This is a genomic window from Allobosea sp. GW821-FHT12C12 (genome assembly GCF_058807355.1).
This window is the reverse complement of the sequence record NZ_JBXAQP010000002.1, coordinates 55813-74796: the sequence shown is the minus strand read 5'-3', so window position 1 is coordinate 74796 and position 18984 is coordinate 55813. Positions and strand designations below refer to the sequence as shown.

The following is an 18984-nucleotide window of genomic DNA, read 5'->3' as shown; positions in this document are numbered from 1 at the left end:
CGGCTTTTGCCGTTGTTCTGAAGGCTGTGCCACTCGCTCAACCCTGCTTTTTGGGCTCGACATGGCCGCCGAACCCGGCCCGCATCGCCGACAGCACCTTCTCGGCGAAGGTGTGGTCCTTGCGCGAACGGAATCGGGTGTAGAGCGAGGAGGTCAGCACCTCCGCCGGCGTCGCGGTCTCGATCGCGGCCTGCACGGTCCAGCGGCCCTCGCCCGAATCCGAGACGTTGCCGGAATAGGAGGAGAGTTCCTCGTCGGCCGCCAGCGCCTCGGCGGTGAGGTCGAGCAGCCAGGAGGTGACGACCGAGCCGCGCCGCCAGACCTCCGAAATCTCGGCGACATCGAAATCGAAGCCGTATTCCGGCGGCAGGCCCTCCTTGGCGGAGGCGTTTCGCAGCAGGTCGAAGCCTTCCGCGAAGGCCTGCATCATGCCGTATTCGATGCCGTTATGGATCATCTTGACGAAATGGCCGGCCCCGACCGGGCCGCAATGCAGATAGCCCTGCTCGCTCGTCGGGTTGCGGCCCTCGCGGCGCCTCGTCGGCTCGATCCCGCCCTTGCCCGGCGCCAGCGTCTTGAAGATCGGCTCCAGCCGCCCGAAGGCCTCCCTGTCGCCGCCGATCATCAGGCAATAGCCGCGGTCGAGCCCGTGCACGCCGCCGGAGGTGCCGACATCCATGTAGTGCAAGCCCTTGGCCGCGAGTTCCTGCCCGCGCCGGACATCGTCCTTCCAGAAGGCGTTGCCGCCGTCGATCAGCGTGTCGCCAGACTCAAGCATGGCGGCGAGTTCGGCCAGCGTCCTTTCGGTGATCTCGCCGGCCGGCAGCATCACCCAGATCGCGCGCGGCGCGGCGAGCTTCGCGACCATGTCCTTCAGGTCGCCGGCGACGACGGCGCCGTCTGCCGCGAGCGCCGCGCCGGGCCTGGGATCGCGGTCGTAGACCACGCAGTCATGCCCGGCGCGCATCAGCCGGCGCACGATGTTGGCTCCCATCCGGCCGAGGCCGACCATTCCAAGCTGCATCGTCCCGACCCTTCATCCGCGATCGCCGGCTCGCTGGCCGCGACCCGTCAGAGCGCTTCTCGCATCCCGGCCGCCTCGGCGACAAGCCAGTCGCGCAGCAGCGTGAAGGCGGGAGTCGGCTGGCGTCCGGAGCCTTGAGTCAGCCAGTAGCCGTGGCGGCTGCGGAAACCGAGGCCGGCGGGATTGACGAGCTGGCCCGACGCCAGCTCCTCGCCGACCAGCGCGCGCGGCGCCAGAGCGAGCCCCTGCCCCGCGATCGCCGCGCGAATCACCAGCGCGTAGAAGCCGAAGCGGATCACGCGCTGCGGGCTCAACCCTTCGACGCCGTTCGCCTCGCCGAACTCGCTCCAGCGCAAAGGCGTCTGGAAATGGTCGAGCACGGGGAAGCGCGCCACGTCGGCGGCGCCTGCCATGCCGCCGAACCGCGCGATGGCGTCGGGCGCGCCGACCAGCGCGACGTCGCGGCCGAACAGATAGTCGCAGACCTGCCCCGGCCAGTCGCCCTCGCCGAAACGGAAGATGGCGTCGGGCGCTTCCGCGGTCTCCTGCGTGACGAGGGTGGTGAACTGCACGTCGATCCCGGGATGCAGCTCGGCGAAGCGCGAGAAGCGCGGCACGAGCCAGCGGTCGCCCAGGATCGGCAGGACATGCAGCCGGACGCGATGCTGCGCCGGGCGGAACGGCGCGAGGCCGGCGACGGCCGAGACGAGCCCAGCCAGGACCGCGCGCGCCGGCTCGATGAAGGCGCGGCCGGCCTCGGTCGGCTCCAGCCCGCGCCGCTTGCGCAAAAACAGCGCCGCGCCGACGATCTGCTCGACGGCCTTGAGTTGCTTGCTGACGGCGCTCTGCGTCATGTTGAGCTCGGCTGCCGCGCCCGAGCAGGAGGCATGGCGCGCCACCGCCTCGACGACGCGCAGGCCGGTGGTCGATGGCAAGGGCTGCGAATTGCCGGTCATGCCCGATCCTACGGGCGGACTGCCCCTGACGCAAAGTGCTATTCCGGAATGGAATGCCGGCCGGAAATCATCTCCTTTGCGCATGCCTTCGTCGCGGTCCTAGGGTGCCCTTGCGACATTCACAGCGGAGTTCGACCCGTGAACCAGCCCTTGCGTCTCTGGGGCGGCCGTTTCAGCGCCGAGCCCGATCCCGCGCTGACCCGGCTCTCGCGCTCCGAGCCGAGCTATTTCCGGCTCGCTCCTTACGATCTCGCCGGCTCGCGCGCCCATGTCCGCGAACTCGGCCGCGCCGGCCTGCTCGACGACGCCGAGATCGCCATCGTCCTGAAGGCGATCGGCGAGGTCGAGATCCAGCACGCGAAGGGCCTAATCGAGCCCTGGGCCGAGGACGAGGACGTCCACACCTTTCTGGAGCGCGTGCTGACGCAGAAGCTCGGGCCCCTCGGCGGAAAAATCCGCGCCGGGCGCTCGCGCAACGACCAGGCGGCGAACGACCTCAAACTGTTCCTGCGTCACCGCGCCCGGACGCTGATGACCGACCTGCTGGCGCTGCAGGACGCGCTGGTGGCGCAATCGCAGGCTCACAAGGCGACGCCGGTTCCGGGCGTCACCCATCTCCAGGCTGCCCAGCCGATCACCTTCGGCCATCACCTCATGGCCCACGCCCAGGCTTTCGCGCGCGATGCCGGCCGGCTGATCGACTGGGACCGGCGCAACGCGGTCTCGCCGCTCGGCGCCGCCGCGCTGGCGGGCTCGGCGATCGCGCTCAATCCCGAGATTTCGGCCGAGGAGCTCGGCTATGACGGCTCGTTCGAGAATTCGGTCGACGCGGTCGGCGCGCGCGACCATGTCGCGGAGTTCCTGTTCGCCGCGGCGATGCTGGCGGTGAACCTGTCGCGGCTGGCGGAGGAGATCGTGATCTGGTGCACGCAGCCCTATCGCTGGATTTCTCCGCACGATTCCTTCGCGACCGGCTCGTCGATCATGCCGCAGAAGAAGAACCCCGACATCGCGGAGCTGACGCGCGGGCGCTCGGCCCGGCTGATCGGCGGGGTCACGACCATGCTGGCGGCGCTGAAGAGCCTGCCGCTGTCCTACAACCGCGACCTCGCCGAGGACAAGAAGGCCGCTTTCGACGCCGTCGACGCGCTGGCGCTGGTGCTGCCGGCGATGGCCGGCATGGTCGCGACGATGACCGTGAACACCGGCAGGATGCGCGAGGCCGCTTCGCAGGGCTTCACGCTCGCCACCGAAGTCGCGGATTTCCTGGCGCGCAAGGGAGTGCCCTTCAGCGAGGCGCATGACATCACCGGCACGCTGGTCCGGCTCTGCGAGGAGCGCGACTGCGAGCTGCACGAGATCGACGACGCGGGGCTCGCCGGCGTCGATCCGCGCCTGACGCCCGACATCCGCGAGCACCTGACGCTGGAGGCCGCGCTCGACGCCCGCATGGCGCGCGGCGGCGCCTCGCCTGCTCGGGTGGGAGAACAGATCGAGCGCCTGACGCAGGAACTCGCCCGGCACCGCGCCTGGGCGCTGGACTATCAAGGGCCGAAGCCATGACCGACAGAGCGACGCAGGCCCCGGGCTTCGACCCCGCCATCCTGAACCTGCCCCGCGCCGGGCGGCCGCATCTCGGCCGCTGGCTTTCGGCCGCGCTCGTGCTGCTGGCGCTGGCCCTGGTGATCAAGGCGTTCGCCGAGGGCGATATCGCCTGGAAGGTCGTCGGCCAGTTCTTCACCGCGCCCGCGATCCTCGGCGGGCTCGTCAACACGGTGATCATGACGATCTGCGCCATGGCGCTCGGCATCACGCTCGGCGTGGTCTTCGCGATCATGGCGATGTCGCCGAACGCCGTGATGCGCGGCTGCGCCGCCTTCTACATCTGGTTCTTCCGCGGCACGCCGCTGATCCTGCAATTGCTGATCTGGTTCAACCTGGCGCTGGTCTTCCCGACCATCGGCATTCCCGGCCTCTTCTCCGTCCGCACCATCGACGTCATCGGCCCGTTCATGGCGACGCTGTTGGGCCTCGGCATCAACCAGGGCGCCTATACCGCGGAGGTCGTGCGCTCGGGCATCCTCTCCGTCGATCACGGCCAGACCGAAGCCGCCAAGACGATCGGCATGACGCGGCTGACGACGCTGCGCCGGATCGTGCTGCCGCAGGCGATGCGGGTGATCATCCCGCCGGTCGGCAACGAGGTCGTCAGCATGGTCAAGCTGACCTCGATCGCAAGCGTGATCCAGTTCTCCGAGATCCTGCGCAACGCGCAGACGATCTACTACGCCAATGCCCGCGTCATCGAACTGCTGATCGTCGCCGCCGGCTGGTACCTGATCGTGGTCTCGATCCTTTCGCTCGGACAGATCGTGCTGGAGCGGCGCTTCGCCAAGGGCCGCGCCGGAGCGGGAGCGCGCGATGCTTGAGACCGCGATCCCCATGGTCAAGGCGCTGTCCGTGACCAAGCGCTTCGGCCGGCTTGCCGCGCTCGACGCGGTGTCGCTGGAGATCGCCTCCGGCGAGGTCGTCTGCATCGTCGGCCCGTCCGGCTCGGGCAAGTCGACGCTGCTGCGCTGCATCAACCAGCTTGAGCGCATCGACGAGGGCGCGATCTGGGTCGACGGCGAACTGGCGGGCTTCCGGCAGGCCGGCGGCAGGCTGGTCGAACTTGTCGACCGCGACATCGCCCGGCAGCGGCTGGCGAGCGGCATGGTCTTCCAGCGCTTCAACCTGTTCGCCCATATGACGGCGCTGCAGAACGTGATCGAGGGGCCGGTGACGGTGCTGAAGCAACCCAGGGCCGCCGCCATCGCGGAGGCCGAGGCGCTGCTCGCCCGCGTCGGCCTGGCAGAGAAGCGCGACGCCTATCCGTCCGAGCTCTCCGGCGGCCAGCAGCAGCGCGTCGCCATCGCCCGCGCCTTGGCGATGAAGCCGCGGCTGATGCTGTTCGACGAGCCGACCTCGGCGCTCGATCCCGAACTCGTCGGCGAGGTTCTCGCCGTGATGCGCGATCTCGCCAGGAGCGGCATGACCATGGTCGTGGTGACCCACGAGCTCGGCTTCGCCCGCGAGGTCGCCGACCGCGTCGTCTTCATGGATCAGGGCCGCCTCGTCGAGCAGGGCCCGCCGGCGCAGGTGCTGGGCGCGCCCGAACACCAGCGCACCCGCGACTTCGTCGCCGCCGTCCTGACCTGAAACCCCGCCGTTCCGATCCGCACAGAGGAGTTGCCCATGTCCACGCTATCCGGCGGCCTGATCGCCGCCCTCGCCATCGCCCTGCCCGCCGCGGCCAGCGCGCAGGAGTTGCCCGCCCGGATCAAATCGGCCGGCAAGATCGTCGTCGCGACGCAGCCGAACTATCCGCCGATCATCTTCAAGGATCCGGCGACCAACACGCTGGGCGGGCTCGACATCGAGATCGGCGAGGCGATCGCGGCCGAGCTCGGCGTCAAGATCGAATGGCAGGAGACCGCCTTCGCGCAGATGCTGCCCTCGCTGCAGACGGGGCGCGTCGACATGGTCATGGCCGGCATGTCGGACAACGCGGCGCGGCGCGAGACGGTCGACTTCGTCGACTACTTCTCGTCAGGCGCACAGTTCTACACGATCACCGCGCTTGCGGCGGGCGGCATCAAGACGGCCGACGATCTCTGCGGCAAGAGCGTCGGCGCCAGCCGCTCGACGACCTGGCCGGCCGAGATGGCCAAATGGAGCCAGGAGAACTGCGTCGCCAGGGGCAAGCCGGCGATCACCGTCGTCGGCACGGAAGGCTCGGTCGACGCCCGCACTCAGCTCAAGACGCAGCGCCTGCAGGCCGCCGTGCAGGGCAGCGAGACGATGCCCTATTTCCTCAAGCTCGAACCCAACACCTATGTGCCGCTCGGCACGCCCTTCACCGACGTCCGCGCCGGCATCCCCTTCGTCAAGACGCCCGAGGGCAACCAGTTGCGCGACGCCGTCAAGGGCGCGCTCGACCGGCTCAGGGCCAAAGGGACCTACGAGGCGATCTTCGTGAAATACGGCCTGCAGGCGAGCGCGCTGCCGACGATCACGGTCAACGAGGGCAAGTGAAGGACGCGCGGCTTTCAGCTCACCGCATTGCGAGCGCCGCGCGTCACACCTGGATCAGACGCTGGATCTGGTTGGCGTCGAGGTCCTTCATCGCTCCCGAGAGCACGACCTCGCCGCGGTCCATCACGAACATCGTGTCGGCGAGGTCGCGGGCGAAGTCGAAATACTGCTCGACCAGCACGATCGCCATGTCGCCGCGCGAGCGCAGGAAATCGATCGCGCGGCCGATATCCTTGATGATCGAGGGCTGGATTCCCTCGGTCGGCTCGTCGAGCACCAGCAGTCTGGGTCGGGTCACCAGCGCCCGCGCGATCGCGAGCTGCTGCTGCTGGCCACCCGAGAGGTCTCCGCCGCGCCGGCCCAGCATGGACTTGAGCACGGGGAAGAGGTCGAAGAGCTCGGCGGGAACGAAACGCTCCCTGCGCGCCAGCGGCGCGTAGCCGGTCTCCAGATTCTCCTTCACCGTCAGCAGCGGGAAGACCTCCCGTCCCTGCGGCACATAGGCGATGCCGGACCGCGCGCGATCCTCGCTGCGCAGCGCCGAGATGTCCTCGCCGTTCAGGCTGATGCGCCCGCCCGAGATCGGCTGGTGGCCGACGATGGCGCGCATCAGCGAGGTCTTGCCGACGCCGTTGCGGCCCATCACGCAGGTGACCTTGCCGATCTCGGCCGCGATGGAGACGCGCCGCAGCGCCTGCGCCGCGCCGTAGTGGAGATCGATGGCGTCGACGGAGAGCATGCTCAGCGCCCCAGATAGACTTCGACGACGCGCTCGTTGGCGCTCACCTGGTCGAGGGGTCCCTCGGCCAGCACCGCACCCTCGTGCAGCACCGTGACCTTCACGCCGAGCTCGCGGATGAAGCCCATGTCGTGCTCGACCACGATGACCGAATGGTCCTTCGCGATCTCCTTGAGCAGCACGGCGGTCTCGGCCGTTTCGCCGTCGGTCATGCCGGCGGCGGGTTCGTCGACCAGCAGGAGCCTGGGGTCCTGCGCCAGCAGCATGCCGATCTCGAGCCACTGCTTCTGGCCGTGCGAGAGCGAGCCCGCGAGCCGGTCGCGCGCATCGGCGAGCCTGATGATGCCGAGGATGTCGTCGATGCGCTTCCGCTGCGTCGCGGCGGTGCTCCAGAACAGCGTCCGGCGCACGTCGCGCGGCGCCTTCAGCGCCAGCAGGATGTTGTCCTCGATCGTGTGGAAATCGAACACGGTGGGTTTCTGGAACTTGCGGCCGATGCCGAGATTGGCGATCGCGGCCTCGTCGAGCTTCGTCAGGTCGATCGAGCCGCCGAACATCACCGTGCCGACGTCCGGCCTGGTCTTGCCGGTGATGATGTCCATCATCGTGGTCTTGCCGGCCCCGTTGGGGCCGATGATGGCGCGCATCTCGCCGGGCGCGATCGTCAGGGAGAGGCCGCGTATGGCCTTGAAGCCGTCGAAGGAGACGCTGACGCCGTCGAGATAGAGCAGCGAGGAGGTCAGCGCGCCGGAGCCGAGAGAGGTTATGGTCGCGTTCATGCGCGTCACTCCGCCGCGGCCGGTTCGGTGGCGGGAGCGGCGGTGGCGGGCTTGCGCCCTCGCCTGCTCCACACCCCCTGCGCCGTGCCCAGAATGCCCCTGGGCATGAACAGCGTGACGAAGACGAAGAGCGCGCCCAGCGCGAACAGCCAGTAGGGCGCCATGAAGCCCGAGGTGAAGACAGTCTTGGCCCAGTTGACCACGACAGCGCCGAGCGCCGCCCCGACCAGCGTGCCACGCCCGCCGATCGCGACCCAGATCACGGTCTCGATCGAGTTGGCCGGGTTGAACTCGCTGGGATTGATGATGCCGACCTGCGGCACGTAGAGCGCGCCCGCGACGCCCGCCATGCAGGCCGAGACGGTGAAGACGAAGAGCTTGAAGCGGTCGACCCGGTAGCCGAGGAAGCGCGTGCGCGATTCCGCGTCGCGGATCGCGATCACGACCTTGCCGAGCTTGGAGACGACGATGCCGCGCGCGATCAGGAAGCCGGCGATCAGCATGACGCAGGTCATGGAAAAGAGCGCGGCGCGCGTCGTCTGCGCCTGGACGTTGAAGCCAAGGATATCCTTGAAGTCGGTCAGGCCGTTGTTGCCCCCGAAGCCCATGTCGTTGCGGAAGAAGGCGAGCAGCAGCGCATAGGTCAGCGCCTGGGTGATGATCGAGAGATAGACGCCGGTGACGCGCGAGCGGAAGGCGAACCAGCCGAAGACGAAGGCGAGCAGGCCCGGCGCGAGCAGCACCATCAGCATGGCGAAGGGAAAGGAGGAGAAGCCGGACCAGTACCAGGGCAATTGCTGCCAGTTCAGGAACACCATGAAGTCGGGCAGGACCGGATTGCCGTAGACGCCGCGCGAGCCGATCTGGCGCATCAGATACATGCCCATCGCATAGCCGCCGAGCGCGAAGAAGGCGCCATGTCCGAGCGAGAGGATGCCGCAATAGCCCCAGACCAGATCGAGCGAGATGGCGAGCAGCGCGTAGCAGAGATATTTGCCCCAGAGCGACATGGTCGAGGTCGGGACATGGAAGACCGAGCCGACCGGCACCAGCAGGTTCGACAACGGCACGAGCACGGCGATGGCCGCGATCAGGCCGAGGAAGACATATCCCCGCATGTCCATGTTCTGAAGCAGGAAGCGGGTGATCATGCCTCGACCGCCCTGCCCTTGAGCGCGAACAGGCCGCGCGGGCGCTTCTGGATGAACAGGATGATGAGGACGAGCAGCGCGATCTTGCCGAGCACCGCGCCGGCATAGGGTTCGAGCAGCTTGTTGGCGACGCCGAGCGTCATCGCGCCGACCAGCGTGCCCCAGAGATTGCCGACGCCGCCGAAGACCACGACCATGAACGAGTCGATGATGTAGCTCTGGCCGAGATTGGGGCTGACATTGTCGATCTGCGAGAGCGCGACGCCGGCCAGCCCCGCGACGCCCGAGCCGAGGCCGAAGGTCAGCGCGTCGACACGGCCGGTGCGGATGCCCATCGCCGAGGCCATGCGGCGGTTCTGGGTGACGGCGCGCATCTGCAGGCCGATCGGCGTCAGCCGCAGGATCGCCAGCAGCGAAGCGAAGACCAGCATGGCGAAGACGATGATCCAGAGCCGGTTCCAGGTGATCGCCAGTCCGCCGAGCTCGAAGGCGCCCGACATGAAGGCCGGCGCGCCGACCTCGCGGTTGGTCGGCCCGAAGGCGGTGCGCACGGCCTGCTGCAGGATCAGGCTGATGCCCCAGGTCGCGAGCAGCGTCTCCAGCGGGCGGCCATAGAGGAACCGGATGACGCCGCGCTCGATCGCGATGCCGACAAGCCCCGCGACGAGGAAGGCGAGCGGCAGCGCGATCGCCAGCGAATAGGGGAAGAGGCCCGGGAAGCTCGTCCGGATCACCTCCTGCACGATGAAGGTGGTGTAGGCCCCGAGCATGACCATCTCGCCATGGGCCATGTTGATCACGCCCATCACGCCGAAGGTGATGGCGAGCCCGATCGCCGCGAGCAGCAGCACGGAGCCGAGCGAGAGGCCGTACCAGAGGTTCTGCGCGGCGCGCCAGAGCGCGAGCTTGCCCTCGATCTCGGTCATGGCGCGCGCCTGCGCCTCCTTCAGCGATTGCGAGGCGTCGCCCTGCAGCGAGCGCAGGGCCGCGAGCGCATCCTGGTCGCCGCGCTCGCGCAATACGTCGACGGCGGCGAGCCTGTCGAAGGGCGGCGCATCGGTCTTGGCGATCAGGATCGCGGCCTGGGCCTGGCGCAGGACCATGCGCGCCTTCGCGTCGGTCTCCTTGCCGATCGCGGCCGTCAGCACCGGCAGCAGGCTGACATCGCGCGACTTGAACACGGCCTCGGCCGCGAGCGTGCGTTTGGCCGCATCGGGATTGAGCAGGCCGAGCCCGCCCAGCGCCGCCTGGACGACGCGGCGCAGAGTGTTGTTGAGACGGACGGGGTTCAGGCCGGCGGGCTGGGCGGCGAGCGCCTGTCCGTCGCGGGCGTCGATGAAGCCGCCCTCCTTCGTCCTCACCACCACCGCGCCGCCGCCGGCCAGCAGCCGGCTCTCGGCCAGCGCCTCGATGATCGGCGCGGCCTGGGGATGGGCGGTCGCGATCAGGATGTCGACGGCGCGGGCGGTCTCGGAAAAGCTGTCGGCGTTGAGGCGGGCGAAGGCCTCGTCGGTGGATTGGGCGGAGGCGGCCATCGGGGCGAACGCCACGGCTGCGGCAAGCAGAACGACACGCAGAAGGCGGTCAAGCAACGGCATTGGTTCGTTTTTCATCCGAGGCGAGCGAAACAAGGCAAGGCGCTGGAAGAACCCCTCTCCCGCAAGGAGAGGGGTGGGTGAGGTGACGGACGTTCGAGCAGTCGAGCGGGGATCGCGGCGGCGAGGTTGCGGCCAATCGCTGAACGGCCTCCCCCTCACCCCCGCCCCTCTCCTTGCGGGAGAGGGGTTCCTCGCGCCTCATTCGCCAAAGCGGATGGCGCTCAAGCGCCGCCGCACTTGCCGGTCTTGACGTTGAAGTTGCCGCACTTCTTCTCGACCCAGTCGCCGATCAGGTCCTTGGAGCCTTCGAGTTCCTTCGACCAGGCGTCGCCGGCGACGAGGCCGGTCTTGGAGACCACGTCGAACTGGCCGTCGGCCCTGATCTCGCCGATCAGCACCGGCTTGGTGATGTGGTGGTTCGGAAGCATCTTCGAGACGCCGCCGGTCAGATTCGGCGCCTCGATGCCGGGCAGAGCGTCGATGACCTTGTCGGGATCGAAGCTCCCGGCCTTTTCGACCGCCTTCACCCACATGGCGAAGCCGATGACATGGGCCTCCATCGGGTCGTTGGTCACGGCCTTGGGGTTCTTCTTGAACGCCTGCCACTGCTTGATGAAAGCCTCGTTCTCGGGCGTCTTGACCGACTGGAAGTAGTTCCAGGCGGCGAGGTGGCCGACGAGAGGCTTGGTGTCGATGCCGGCGAGCTCTTCCTCGCCGACCGAGAAGGCCACGACCGGAATGTCGGTCGCCTTGATGCCCTGGTTGCCGAGCTCCTTGTAGAACGGCACGTTGGCGTCGCCGTTGATGGTCGACACCACGGCCGTCTTCTTGCCGGCGGTGCCGAACTTCTTGATGTCGGAGACGATCGTCTGCCAGTCGGAATGGCCGAACGGCGTGTAGTTGATCAGGATGTCCTCCTTCTTGACGCCCTTGGCGAGAAGATAGGCCTCCAGGATCTTGTTGGTCGTGCGCGGATAGACGTAGTCGGTGCCGGCCAGCACCCAGCGCTGCACCTTCTCCTCCTTCTCGAGATAGTCGACCGCGGGAATCGCCTGCTGGTTCGGAGCGGCGCCGGTATAGAACACGTTGCGCTCGCTCTCCTCGCCCTCGTACTGGACCGGGTAGAACAGGATCGAGTTCAGCTCCTTGAAGACCGGCAGCACCGATTTGCGCGACACCGAGGTCCAGCAGCCGAACACGGCCGAAACCTTCTCCTTGGCGATCAGTTCGCGCGCCTTCTCGGCGAAGAGCGGCCAGTTCGAGGCCGGATCGACCACGACCGCCTCGAGCTTCTTGCCGAGCACGCCGCCCTTCTTGTTCTGCTCCTCGATGAGCATGAGCATGACGTCCTTCAACGTCGTCTCCGAAATCGCCATCGTGCCCGAGAGCGAATGCAGGATGCCGACCTTGACGATCTCCTGCGCGGCGGCCGGCAGACGGCCGCCGATGAATGTGGCGCCGAGTGCGGCCCCCAGAATGACGCGACGTGTTGTGTTCACGGACATGTCCCCCGAACGATCCCTGTGGAACGGCCCCGATGCGGACGCCGTCAGGCCTCACCGGCCTCGGAAGAGGGCTCGCAAGCGACATGCCAACGGCGCGACAGCGCCACGCGGGGCTGCAAATCTCTGCCGGCCCGCCGCCGATCGCCGCATTTCCTGCGGTTCATGGCTCTCTTGACGCAAGGATCGTTCGACATGACGCCCTCTGCCTAAATATGAGGCGACCTGGTTGCCCATGATTCCGGCACCATCGGCAACGGCTTGCGTTTTGACGGCCTGTGGCCAGTTTCGATGGTTCGGAGAGCGCGTTTTTTGACGTTTACGCGGCCGGCAGAATCGCGCAGCCTGCCCTGGTCGGCAACAACTGAAAGGAGGTGATCCAGTGTCTCATTGTCATCAGCCGCTGGAGCAAAGCGGGCGGACCTGGACTCATTCCCGGTGGGGGTCTTGTTCCGCGTGAGTTTTCGCGCCTTTGGGCCCGGTTCGCCGGGCCGCGGTTCGACAATGGAAGGGCTGTCCGCCAGGACAGCCCTTCTTTCGTTGCAGGGCAGCCTGCCCGGCCTGCTGCTGGCGTCCGCGTCATGTGCATGGCAAGTAGACGCCGTGTCGCAAGCACCCTGTCCCGAGCCGACGAGCCGAAACCGTGTCACCGCCCGCGCCTGAACCGAGCCGCGAGGCGATTCTCGATTTCATCGAATCCGGGCGCGCGGCCGGCCGCGACGTCGGTCGCCGCGAGATCGCGCGCGCCTTCGGCCTCGATGGCGGGGGCAAGATCTGGCTCAAGCGGCTGATGAAGGAACTGCGGGAGGACGAGGCGAGCGAGGGAGCGGAGGCGGCGAAGGCCGGCCACCCGCGCGGCGCCCTGCCCCCGGTGCTGCTCTCCGAGATCACGGCAAAGGATCGCGACGGCGATCTGATCGCGGCGCCGCTCGAATGGAACGAGACCGACCAGGGCGCGGCGCCGCGCATCCTGATCGAGCGGCCGCGCGAGTTCCGCGCCAAGCGTCATCAGGCCTCGACCGCGCCGGGCGTCGGCGACCGCGTCCTGCTCAAGCTGACGCGGCTGAAGGGCGTCGACGGCTTTGCCTGGTCGGGCCGCGTCCTGAAGGTGATGGGCAAGGGCAAGGCGCAGGCGCTCGGCATCTTTCGCGCGCTGCCCGACGGCTCGGGCCGGCTGATCCCGATCGACAAGAAGGCGCAGGGCCGCGAGGCCTTCATTCCTCAAGGCCGCACGGGCGAGGCGCGGGACGGCGACCTCGTCTCGGTCTCGCTTCGCAACGAGACGCGCCTCGGCCCGCCCGAGGCGCATGTCCGCGAGCGGCTCGGATCGATCAAGTCGGAGCGCGCCGTCAGCCTGATCGCGATCCATGCCCATGGCATCCCGAACGAGTTCAAGCCGGCGACGATCGCCGAGGCGAACGCCGTGCGCCCCGCCGGCGCGGCGGGGCGCGAGGACTGGCGCGCGTTGCCGCTGATCACGATCGACCCGGCCGACGCCAGGGACCACGACGACGCCGTCCACGCCGCGCCCGACGACGATCCCGACAATCTCGGCGGCCATGTCGTCACCGTGGCGATCGCCGATGTCGCGGCCTATGTCCGGCCCGGTTCGGCGCTCGACAGGGAGGCGCTTGAGCGCGGCAATTCGGTGTATTTTCCCGACCGCGTCGTGCCGATGCTGCCCGAACGCATCTCCAACGATCTGTGCTCGCTGCGCGGCGGGGAGGACCGGCCGGCGCTCGCGGTCAGGCTGGCGCTGAAGGCCGACGGCTCGAAGAAGAGCCACTCCTTCCACCGCATCCTGATGCGCTCGGCTGCGAAGCTCTCCTACCAGCAGGCGCAGGCCGCGATCGACGGCAAGCCCGACGAGACGACCGCGCCGATCCGCGATGCGATCCTGATGCCGCTCTGGGCCGCCTATGGCGTCGCCTCGCGAGCCCGCGACGCGCGCCAGCCGCTCGACCTCGACCTGCCGGAGCGCAAGCTGATCCTCAAAGCCGACGGCGCGGTCGACCGCGTCGTCGTGCCGGAGCGGCTGGCGGCGCATAGGCTGATCGAGGAGTTCATGATCCTCGCCAATGTCGCGGCGGCCGAGACGCTGGAGAAGGCCGGCAGCCTGCTGATCTATCGCTGCCATGACGAGCCCTCGCTGGAGAAGATGCGGGCGCTCGGCGAGGTGCTGGCCTCGATCGGCGTCAAGCTGCCCAAGGACGGCGCGCTCAGGCCGGCGCTGTTCAACCGGATACTGGCGATGATCAGGGGCTCGGAGAACGAGCCCTTCCTCAACGAGGTCGTGCTCCGGACGCAGGCGCAGGCCGAATACGTCGCCGAGAATTACGGGCATTTCGGTCTGAACCTGCGCCGCTATGCGCATTTCACCTCGCCGATCCGGCGCTATGCCGACCTGATCGTGCATCGCGCGCTGATCGCGGCGCAACGCTTCGGTGACGATGGGCTGCCGAAGAGCACGACCTTGCCGGAGTTGCGCGAGGTCTCGACCCGGATCTCCGCCGCCGAGCGTCGCGCCATGGCGGCCGAGCGCGAGACCACCGACCGGCTGATCGCGCATTTCCTCGCCGACCAGATCGGCTCCTCCTTCGACGGGCGCATCGGCGGCGTCAACCGCGCCGGCCTCTTCGTCAAGCTCGACGGCACCGGCGCGGACGGCTTCGTCCCCGCCTCGACGCTGGGAGCGGACTATTACCGCTACGACGAGGCAGGCCACGCGCTTGTCGGCGAGCGCGGCGGCGAGAGCTTCCGGCTCGGCGACCGGGTCCATGTCAAGCTGGTCGAGGCCGCGCCTGTCGCCGGCGCGCTGCGTTTCGAGTTGCTCTCGGAGGGCCGACATGTGACACCGGGCCACGCTGGCGGGCGCGCGGCGCGGCCACCACTTCCGGCGCGCGGGCGGTCGAACTCGTCCTTCTTCAAGCCGGGTTCGCCGAAGCCGGGCAAAGCAAAATCCGGCAGATCGAAACCGGGCAAGAGGCGCTGATGTCGGTGCGGGTTCACATATCCATGGGGCGGCCGGCCGAGCGCGACTGGCGTCTGGCGATCGGTCGCGGGCTGATGGGCAAGTGCCCGCATTGCGGCCAGGGCAGGCTGTTTCGCGCCTTCCTCAAGCCGGTCGACGCCTGCGAGGCCTGCGGCGAGGCGATGCATCACCAGCGCGCCGACGACCTGCCGCCCTATGTCGTCATCACCATCGTCGGACATATCGTCGTCGGCGGCCTGTTGTTGGCCGAGAAATACGCCTCATGGCCGATGTGGCTGCACATGACGATCTGGCCGGCGCTGACCATCCTTCTCGCCGTCCCGATGATGCAGCCGGTGAAGGGCGGCGTGGTCGGCCTGCAATGGGCGCTGCGCATGCACGGTTTCGGCGGCGAGCCGCCCCGGCCCGAACGCCAGCCCATGCCGGCGGCGCGTCCATGAACGACCATGCCGTCATCCTGACCAAGGCCGAGCGCGCCCGAGTCGCCGTCAACCTGCGCCCGCGCGACGCCGCGACCATGATGATTCTCGATCGCAGCGCGAAGAAGCCGCGCGTGCTGATGGGCAAACGCCACGCGAGCCACAAGTTCATGCCGGGCAAGTTCGTGTTTCCGGGCGGCCGCGTCGAGCCCGGCGACCGGCGCATGGCGGCGACGGGCGCTCTCGGGCAGATCTGCGAGGACCGGCTGGGCAAGCGCACGGCCAAGCAGAGTTCCGGCAAGGGGCGCGCGCTGGCGCTCGCCGCGATCCGCGAGACCTTCGAGGAGACCGGGCTGCTGTTCGGCTCGCGCGAATTCGGCGCGCCGGAAAGGCCGCCCGCCGGCAGCTGGACCGAATTCGCCGCGCATGGCGTCTATCCCGACCTCGGCAGCGTCACCTATGTCGCCCGCGCGATCACGCCGCCGCGCCGGCCCAAGCGCTTCGACACGCGCTTCTTCGTAGTCGATTTCGACGGCGTCGCCGCCAAGGTCGAGGACCTGGTCGGGCCGGATACCGAGCTGGTCGAGCTGGTCTGGGTCGATTTCGACGAGGCGAAGGAGCTCGACCTGCCGACGATCACCAAGGTGATCGTCCAGGAGGTCGACGCGCGCATCGCCGCCGGCTTCGGCCCGCATCTGCCGGTGCCGTTCTACTGGGAGAAACAGGGCCGCTTCGTCCGCGAGGAGCTTTAGCGCCCACGGCGCAGGCGACGACCCGCAGGCCCGCCGCGCGCAGGCGCAAGCTCCATTCTTCCTTGACTTGGCCGCCGGCTTGCGGCATCTCCCGCGCACGGTTTGCCGGGGTCTTGCCCGGCCATTTTCTTTTCTGCGGGCCTTCAAGCGCCCACGAGCCTCGGGGATATCGCCATGGCCAAGGCCGTGACCATCAAGATCAAGCTGCTCTCGACCGCCGACACCGGCTTCTTCTACGTGACCAAGAAGAACTCGCGTACGATGACCGAGAAGATGTCGAAGAAGAAATACGACCCGGTCGCGCGCAAGCACGTCGAGTTCAAGGAAACCAAGATCAAGTGATCCTGGTCGCCTGTCAGGCGCGACGAAACCATTTCGAAAGACCGCTCGGCTTCCGGGCGGTTTTTCGTTTGGAGCGGCGCTGACGTGCCGCCCGCTACGCGCCGGGCTTCGCAAGAACAGGCAGAACGGCTTCTCGCTCGGCGCGACCAAGGCGCCGCCGAGTATCCCGGCCCGGCGGCGTGGCTGCGGATCGTCACCAAGGCATCGCAGGCACGGTCAGCGGGATCGGGCATGTTGCGATGCAGCATACCCCGCTGGCGAACCATGCCGGAGCCGCTGGATTTCCCGCGATTGAGACGAAATTGTCACGCTTTTCGATGATCGGCGCGCGAAGAATGCCGTATAGTCAGCGCCAGATGACGGCGCTCGCGACGGCAGCGCCGGAACCAGATGCCACGTTGCAGCGGTCAGGACGAATCCCTTGAGCATCGACCGCAAGGATGACCAGCCTCCGCAGGCACGCTCCGGGCCGCTGCGGAAAGTGCTGCGTCTGATCGTGGAGAGCGACAGCTCGCGCTTCATCGGCAACAGGATCGGCGCATCGCTGCTGCTGCTCGGCCTGATCGCGCTGTTCGCGTTGGCGGGCTATGGCGTGCCGGCGCTGTTCGCGCGCTATTTCTGACTTTGGACAGGCCCGGACGAGGTGGCCGGCCGACGACGGGTCCGAGGAGGCCGGATATCCCGTCGCCGACCGACCGAGCCCAGCGGTTTCCCAGGAGATGCGGCGGACCTGAGCACCCGGAGGGCATTCCGGAGCGGCCGGATCGCGGCCGCTGCTGAGGACGACCCTACATAGGCGTTGCCGCGAATCAATCGAAGACGGGTGATTCACCAATGTTCATCGATGGTTAACCCTACCTCGCAAGATTAACGCCTGCGCTGGCGCGGTGCGTCAGGCCGCGTTGGCGACGATGACGCGGTTGCGGCCGGCGGCCTTGGCCCGGTAGAGCGCGTCGTCGGCGCGCTTCATCATGTCGGCGGAGGAGGCATCGCCGGCGCGGCGGCTGGCGACGCCGACCGACACCGTGACCGGAATCTGCCGGGCGTTGGAATGGATCGCGAAGGGTTCGGCCTCGACGCGCTCGCGAATCCGCTCGGCGACGGCATAGGCCGCCTCCAGCGTGGTGTCCGGCAGCACCACGACGATCTCCTCGCCGCCCATTCTCGCGACGAGATCGATGCCGCGCGTGCAGGCGCGGACGCGATCGGCGAATTCGCGCAGGACATCGTCGCCGGCGTCGTGACCCCAGCTGTCGTTGACCGACTTGAAGCGGTCGACATCGAGCACCAGCATCGCCAGCGAGCGGGCGCGCAAGGCCGATTCGTCGAACATCACGACCAGCCGGCTGTCCATGAAGCGGCGGTTGTGCAGCCCGGTGAGCTGGTCCATCACCGCCATTTCCATGGAGGACTGGACGCTGTCGCGCAGCTTCTCGGCGAAGCGCTTGCGGCGGATCTGCGTGCGCACGCGGGCCAGGAGTTCGTTGCGGTCGATCGGCCGGATCAGGAAGTCGTGCGCGCCGATCTCCAGCCCGCGCAGGATGCGGGCGCGATCCTCGACCTCGGCCAGCATCAGCACGGAGACGTTGCGGGTGCGCTCCAGCGAGCGCAACTGGCTGCACAGGCGCAGGCCGTCATAGGACTTCACGTCGAGGCTGACGAGGATGCTGTCGAAATCGCCCTCGGCCGCGCGTTGCAGCGCCCGCTGAGGATCGGCCTCGATCTCGACCGAATGAAACGCGGACAGCGCGCTCTGCAGCCGTTCGACCACAGTGACGCGGTCCTCGACGACGAGGATGCGGCCGTTCAGCCCGGCTTCGGAGGCCGCAGCCGTCAGCGGATCGGCGATGCCGAGCCGGCGCGAGGCGAGCGCGCGATTGCGCAGCTCGTCCGTCACCGATTTCAGGCGCACCAGACTGCGCACGCGCGCGAACAGCGCCGTATCGTCGAGTGGCTTGGTCAGGAAGTCGTCGGCGCCGGCATCGAGCCCCTTCAGGCGGTCGCTCGGCTGGTCGAGCGCGGTCACCATCACCACCGGGATATGGGCGGTGGTTGCCCCGTTCTTCAGGCGGCGGCAGACCTCGAACCCGTCCATGCCCGGCATCATGACGTCGAGCAGCACGATATCGGCCTCGCCGCGCTCGCAGATCGCCAGCGCATCCAGCCCGTTCAGCGCGGCGACGACGTCGAAATACTCCGCCGAGAGCTTGGCCTCGAGCAGCTTCACATTGGTGGCGATATCGTCGACGACCAGGACACGCGCGGACATGAGGCTGCTTTCGGCTGTTCAGGCTGCGCCGGCATAGGCACGAACGGTTTCGAGAAACTTCGCGACCGAGATCGGCTTCGAGAGATAGGCCTCGCAGCCGCCATCGCGAATGCGCTCCTCGTCGCCCTTCATCGCGAAGGCCGTGACCGCGATCACGGGAATCGACTTCAGGGCGTCGTCCTCCTTGATCCATTTCGTCACCTCCAGCCCCGACACCTCGGGGAGCTGGATGTCCATCAGGATCAGATCGGGGTGATGCGCGCGCGCCAGCTCGATCGCCTCGATACCGTCCGCTGTCTTCAGCGTGGCGTAGCCATGCGCCTCGAGGAGGTCGTTGAAGAGCTTCATGTTGAGCTCGTTATCCTCGACGATCAGAACCGTCTTCAT

At 68.0% G+C, this 18984-nt stretch carries 18 protein-coding genes; 9 read left to right on the top strand and 9 right to left on the bottom strand.

All coding sequences use genetic code 11. The features are described from left to right. Window positions 1–37 precede the first annotated feature (37 nt). Both gnd and AC1RRW_RS03280 read right to left on the bottom strand, forming a co-directional pair. Window positions 38–1024: a phosphogluconate dehydrogenase (NAD(+)-dependent, decarboxylating) gene (gene gnd, locus AC1RRW_RS03285; RefSeq protein WP_492899103.1), complete on the bottom strand. Its 987-nt coding sequence runs from the start codon at window positions 1022–1024 to the stop codon at window positions 38–40. 47 nt (window positions 1025–1071) lie between these two features. Next, a complete protein-coding gene (locus AC1RRW_RS03280; RefSeq protein ID WP_492899102.1) occupies window positions 1072–1980 on the bottom strand; it encodes a LysR substrate-binding domain-containing protein in 909 nt (302 codons plus the stop codon). Window positions 1981–2118: 138 nt separating this feature from the next. Between AC1RRW_RS03280 and argH the strand changes: the two genes are divergently transcribed. The 4 genes from argH to AC1RRW_RS03260 are packed head-to-tail and all read left to right on the top strand — an operon-like array spanning window position 2119 to window position 6054. Continuing rightward, window positions 2119–3543 (top strand): argininosuccinate lyase, encoded by a 1425-nt coding sequence (argH, locus tag AC1RRW_RS03275; protein WP_492899101.1) that lies wholly within the window; start codon window positions 2119–2121, stop codon window positions 3541–3543. Then, complete coding sequence (locus AC1RRW_RS03270) at window positions 3540–4409, top strand: amino acid ABC transporter permease (RefSeq protein ID WP_492899100.1); 870 nt, start codon at window positions 3540–3542, stop codon at window positions 4407–4409. Before argH ends, AC1RRW_RS03270 begins: the two co-directional genes overlap by 4 nt. Then, a complete protein-coding gene (locus AC1RRW_RS03265) occupies window positions 4402–5178 on the top strand; it encodes an amino acid ABC transporter ATP-binding protein (RefSeq protein WP_492899099.1) in 777 nt (258 codons plus the stop codon). Before AC1RRW_RS03270 ends, AC1RRW_RS03265 begins: the two co-directional genes overlap by 8 nt. Window positions 5179–5214: 36 nt before the next feature. After that, window positions 5215–6054, top strand: coding sequence for an ABC transporter substrate-binding protein (locus AC1RRW_RS03260; protein WP_492899098.1), 840 nt, complete (start codon window positions 5215–5217; stop codon window positions 6052–6054). A 43-nt stretch (window positions 6055–6097) separates the two neighbouring features. Here the strand turns inward: AC1RRW_RS03260 and urtE are convergent, their stop codons facing one another. From urtE to urtA, 5 genes are all read right to left on the bottom strand, one after another. Continuing rightward, on the bottom strand, window positions 6098–6793 hold the full coding sequence (urtE, locus tag AC1RRW_RS03255; RefSeq protein ID WP_492899097.1) for an urea ABC transporter ATP-binding subunit UrtE: 696 nt from the start codon (window positions 6791–6793) through the stop codon (window positions 6098–6100). 2 nt (window positions 6794–6795) lie between these two features. Continuing rightward, window positions 6796–7572, bottom strand: coding sequence for an urea ABC transporter ATP-binding protein UrtD (gene urtD / locus AC1RRW_RS03250; RefSeq protein WP_492899096.1), 777 nt, complete (start codon window positions 7570–7572; stop codon window positions 6796–6798). Between the two features lie 5 nt (window positions 7573–7577). Beyond that, complete coding sequence (gene urtC, locus AC1RRW_RS03245) at window positions 7578–8696, bottom strand: urea ABC transporter permease subunit UrtC (protein WP_492899393.1); 1119 nt, start codon at window positions 8694–8696, stop codon at window positions 7578–7580. 23 nt (window positions 8697–8719) lie between these two features. Continuing rightward, a complete protein-coding gene (gene urtB, locus AC1RRW_RS03240) occupies window positions 8720–10321 on the bottom strand; it encodes an urea ABC transporter permease subunit UrtB (RefSeq protein WP_492899095.1) in 1602 nt (533 codons plus the stop codon). A 221-nt stretch (window positions 10322–10542) separates the two neighbouring features. Further along, window positions 10543–11826, bottom strand: coding sequence for an urea ABC transporter substrate-binding protein (urtA, locus tag AC1RRW_RS03235; RefSeq protein WP_492899094.1), 1284 nt, complete (start codon window positions 11824–11826; stop codon window positions 10543–10545). A gap of 640 nt (window positions 11827–12466) precedes the next feature. Between urtA and rnr the strand changes: the two genes are divergently transcribed. The 5 genes from rnr to AC1RRW_RS03210 all read left to right on the top strand — a co-directional run bounded on the left by rnr (window position 12467) and on the right by AC1RRW_RS03210 (window position 16950). Next, window positions 12467–14815, top strand: coding sequence for a ribonuclease R (gene rnr / locus AC1RRW_RS03230; RefSeq protein WP_492899093.1), 2349 nt, complete (start codon window positions 12467–12469; stop codon window positions 14813–14815). Next, entirely contained in the window at window positions 14815–15255 is a 441-nt protein-coding gene (locus AC1RRW_RS03225; protein ID WP_492899092.1) for a DUF983 domain-containing protein, read from the top strand. Before rnr ends, AC1RRW_RS03225 begins: the two co-directional genes overlap by 1 nt. After that, window positions 15252–15986, top strand: coding sequence for an NUDIX hydrolase (locus AC1RRW_RS03220; protein ID WP_492899091.1), 735 nt, complete (start codon window positions 15252–15254; stop codon window positions 15984–15986). The genes AC1RRW_RS03225 and AC1RRW_RS03220 overlap by 4 nt, the downstream gene beginning before the upstream one ends. Before the next feature lie 174 nt (window positions 15987–16160). Beyond that, a complete protein-coding gene (rpmG, locus tag AC1RRW_RS03215) occupies window positions 16161–16328 on the top strand; it encodes a 50S ribosomal protein L33 (RefSeq protein ID WP_038367996.1) in 168 nt (55 codons plus the stop codon). 421 nt (window positions 16329–16749) lie between these two features. After that, window positions 16750–16950, top strand: a complete 201-nt coding sequence (locus AC1RRW_RS03210; protein ID WP_492899090.1) for a hypothetical protein — start codon at window positions 16750–16752, stop codon at window positions 16948–16950. A 270-nt stretch (window positions 16951–17220) separates the two neighbouring features. On the opposite strand, the gene AC1RRW_RS03205 is transcribed toward AC1RRW_RS03210, so the two are convergent. Beyond that, the gene (locus tag AC1RRW_RS03205) at window positions 17221–18597 is read right to left on the bottom strand and encodes a PleD family two-component system response regulator (RefSeq protein WP_492899089.1); all 1377 of its coding nucleotides are present in this window, start codon (window positions 18595–18597) and stop codon (window positions 17221–17223) included. Window positions 18598–18615: 18 nt separating this feature from the next. After that, the gene (locus AC1RRW_RS03200) at window positions 18616–18984 is read right to left on the bottom strand and encodes a response regulator (protein WP_492899088.1); all 369 of its coding nucleotides are present in this window, start codon (window positions 18982–18984) and stop codon (window positions 18616–18618) included.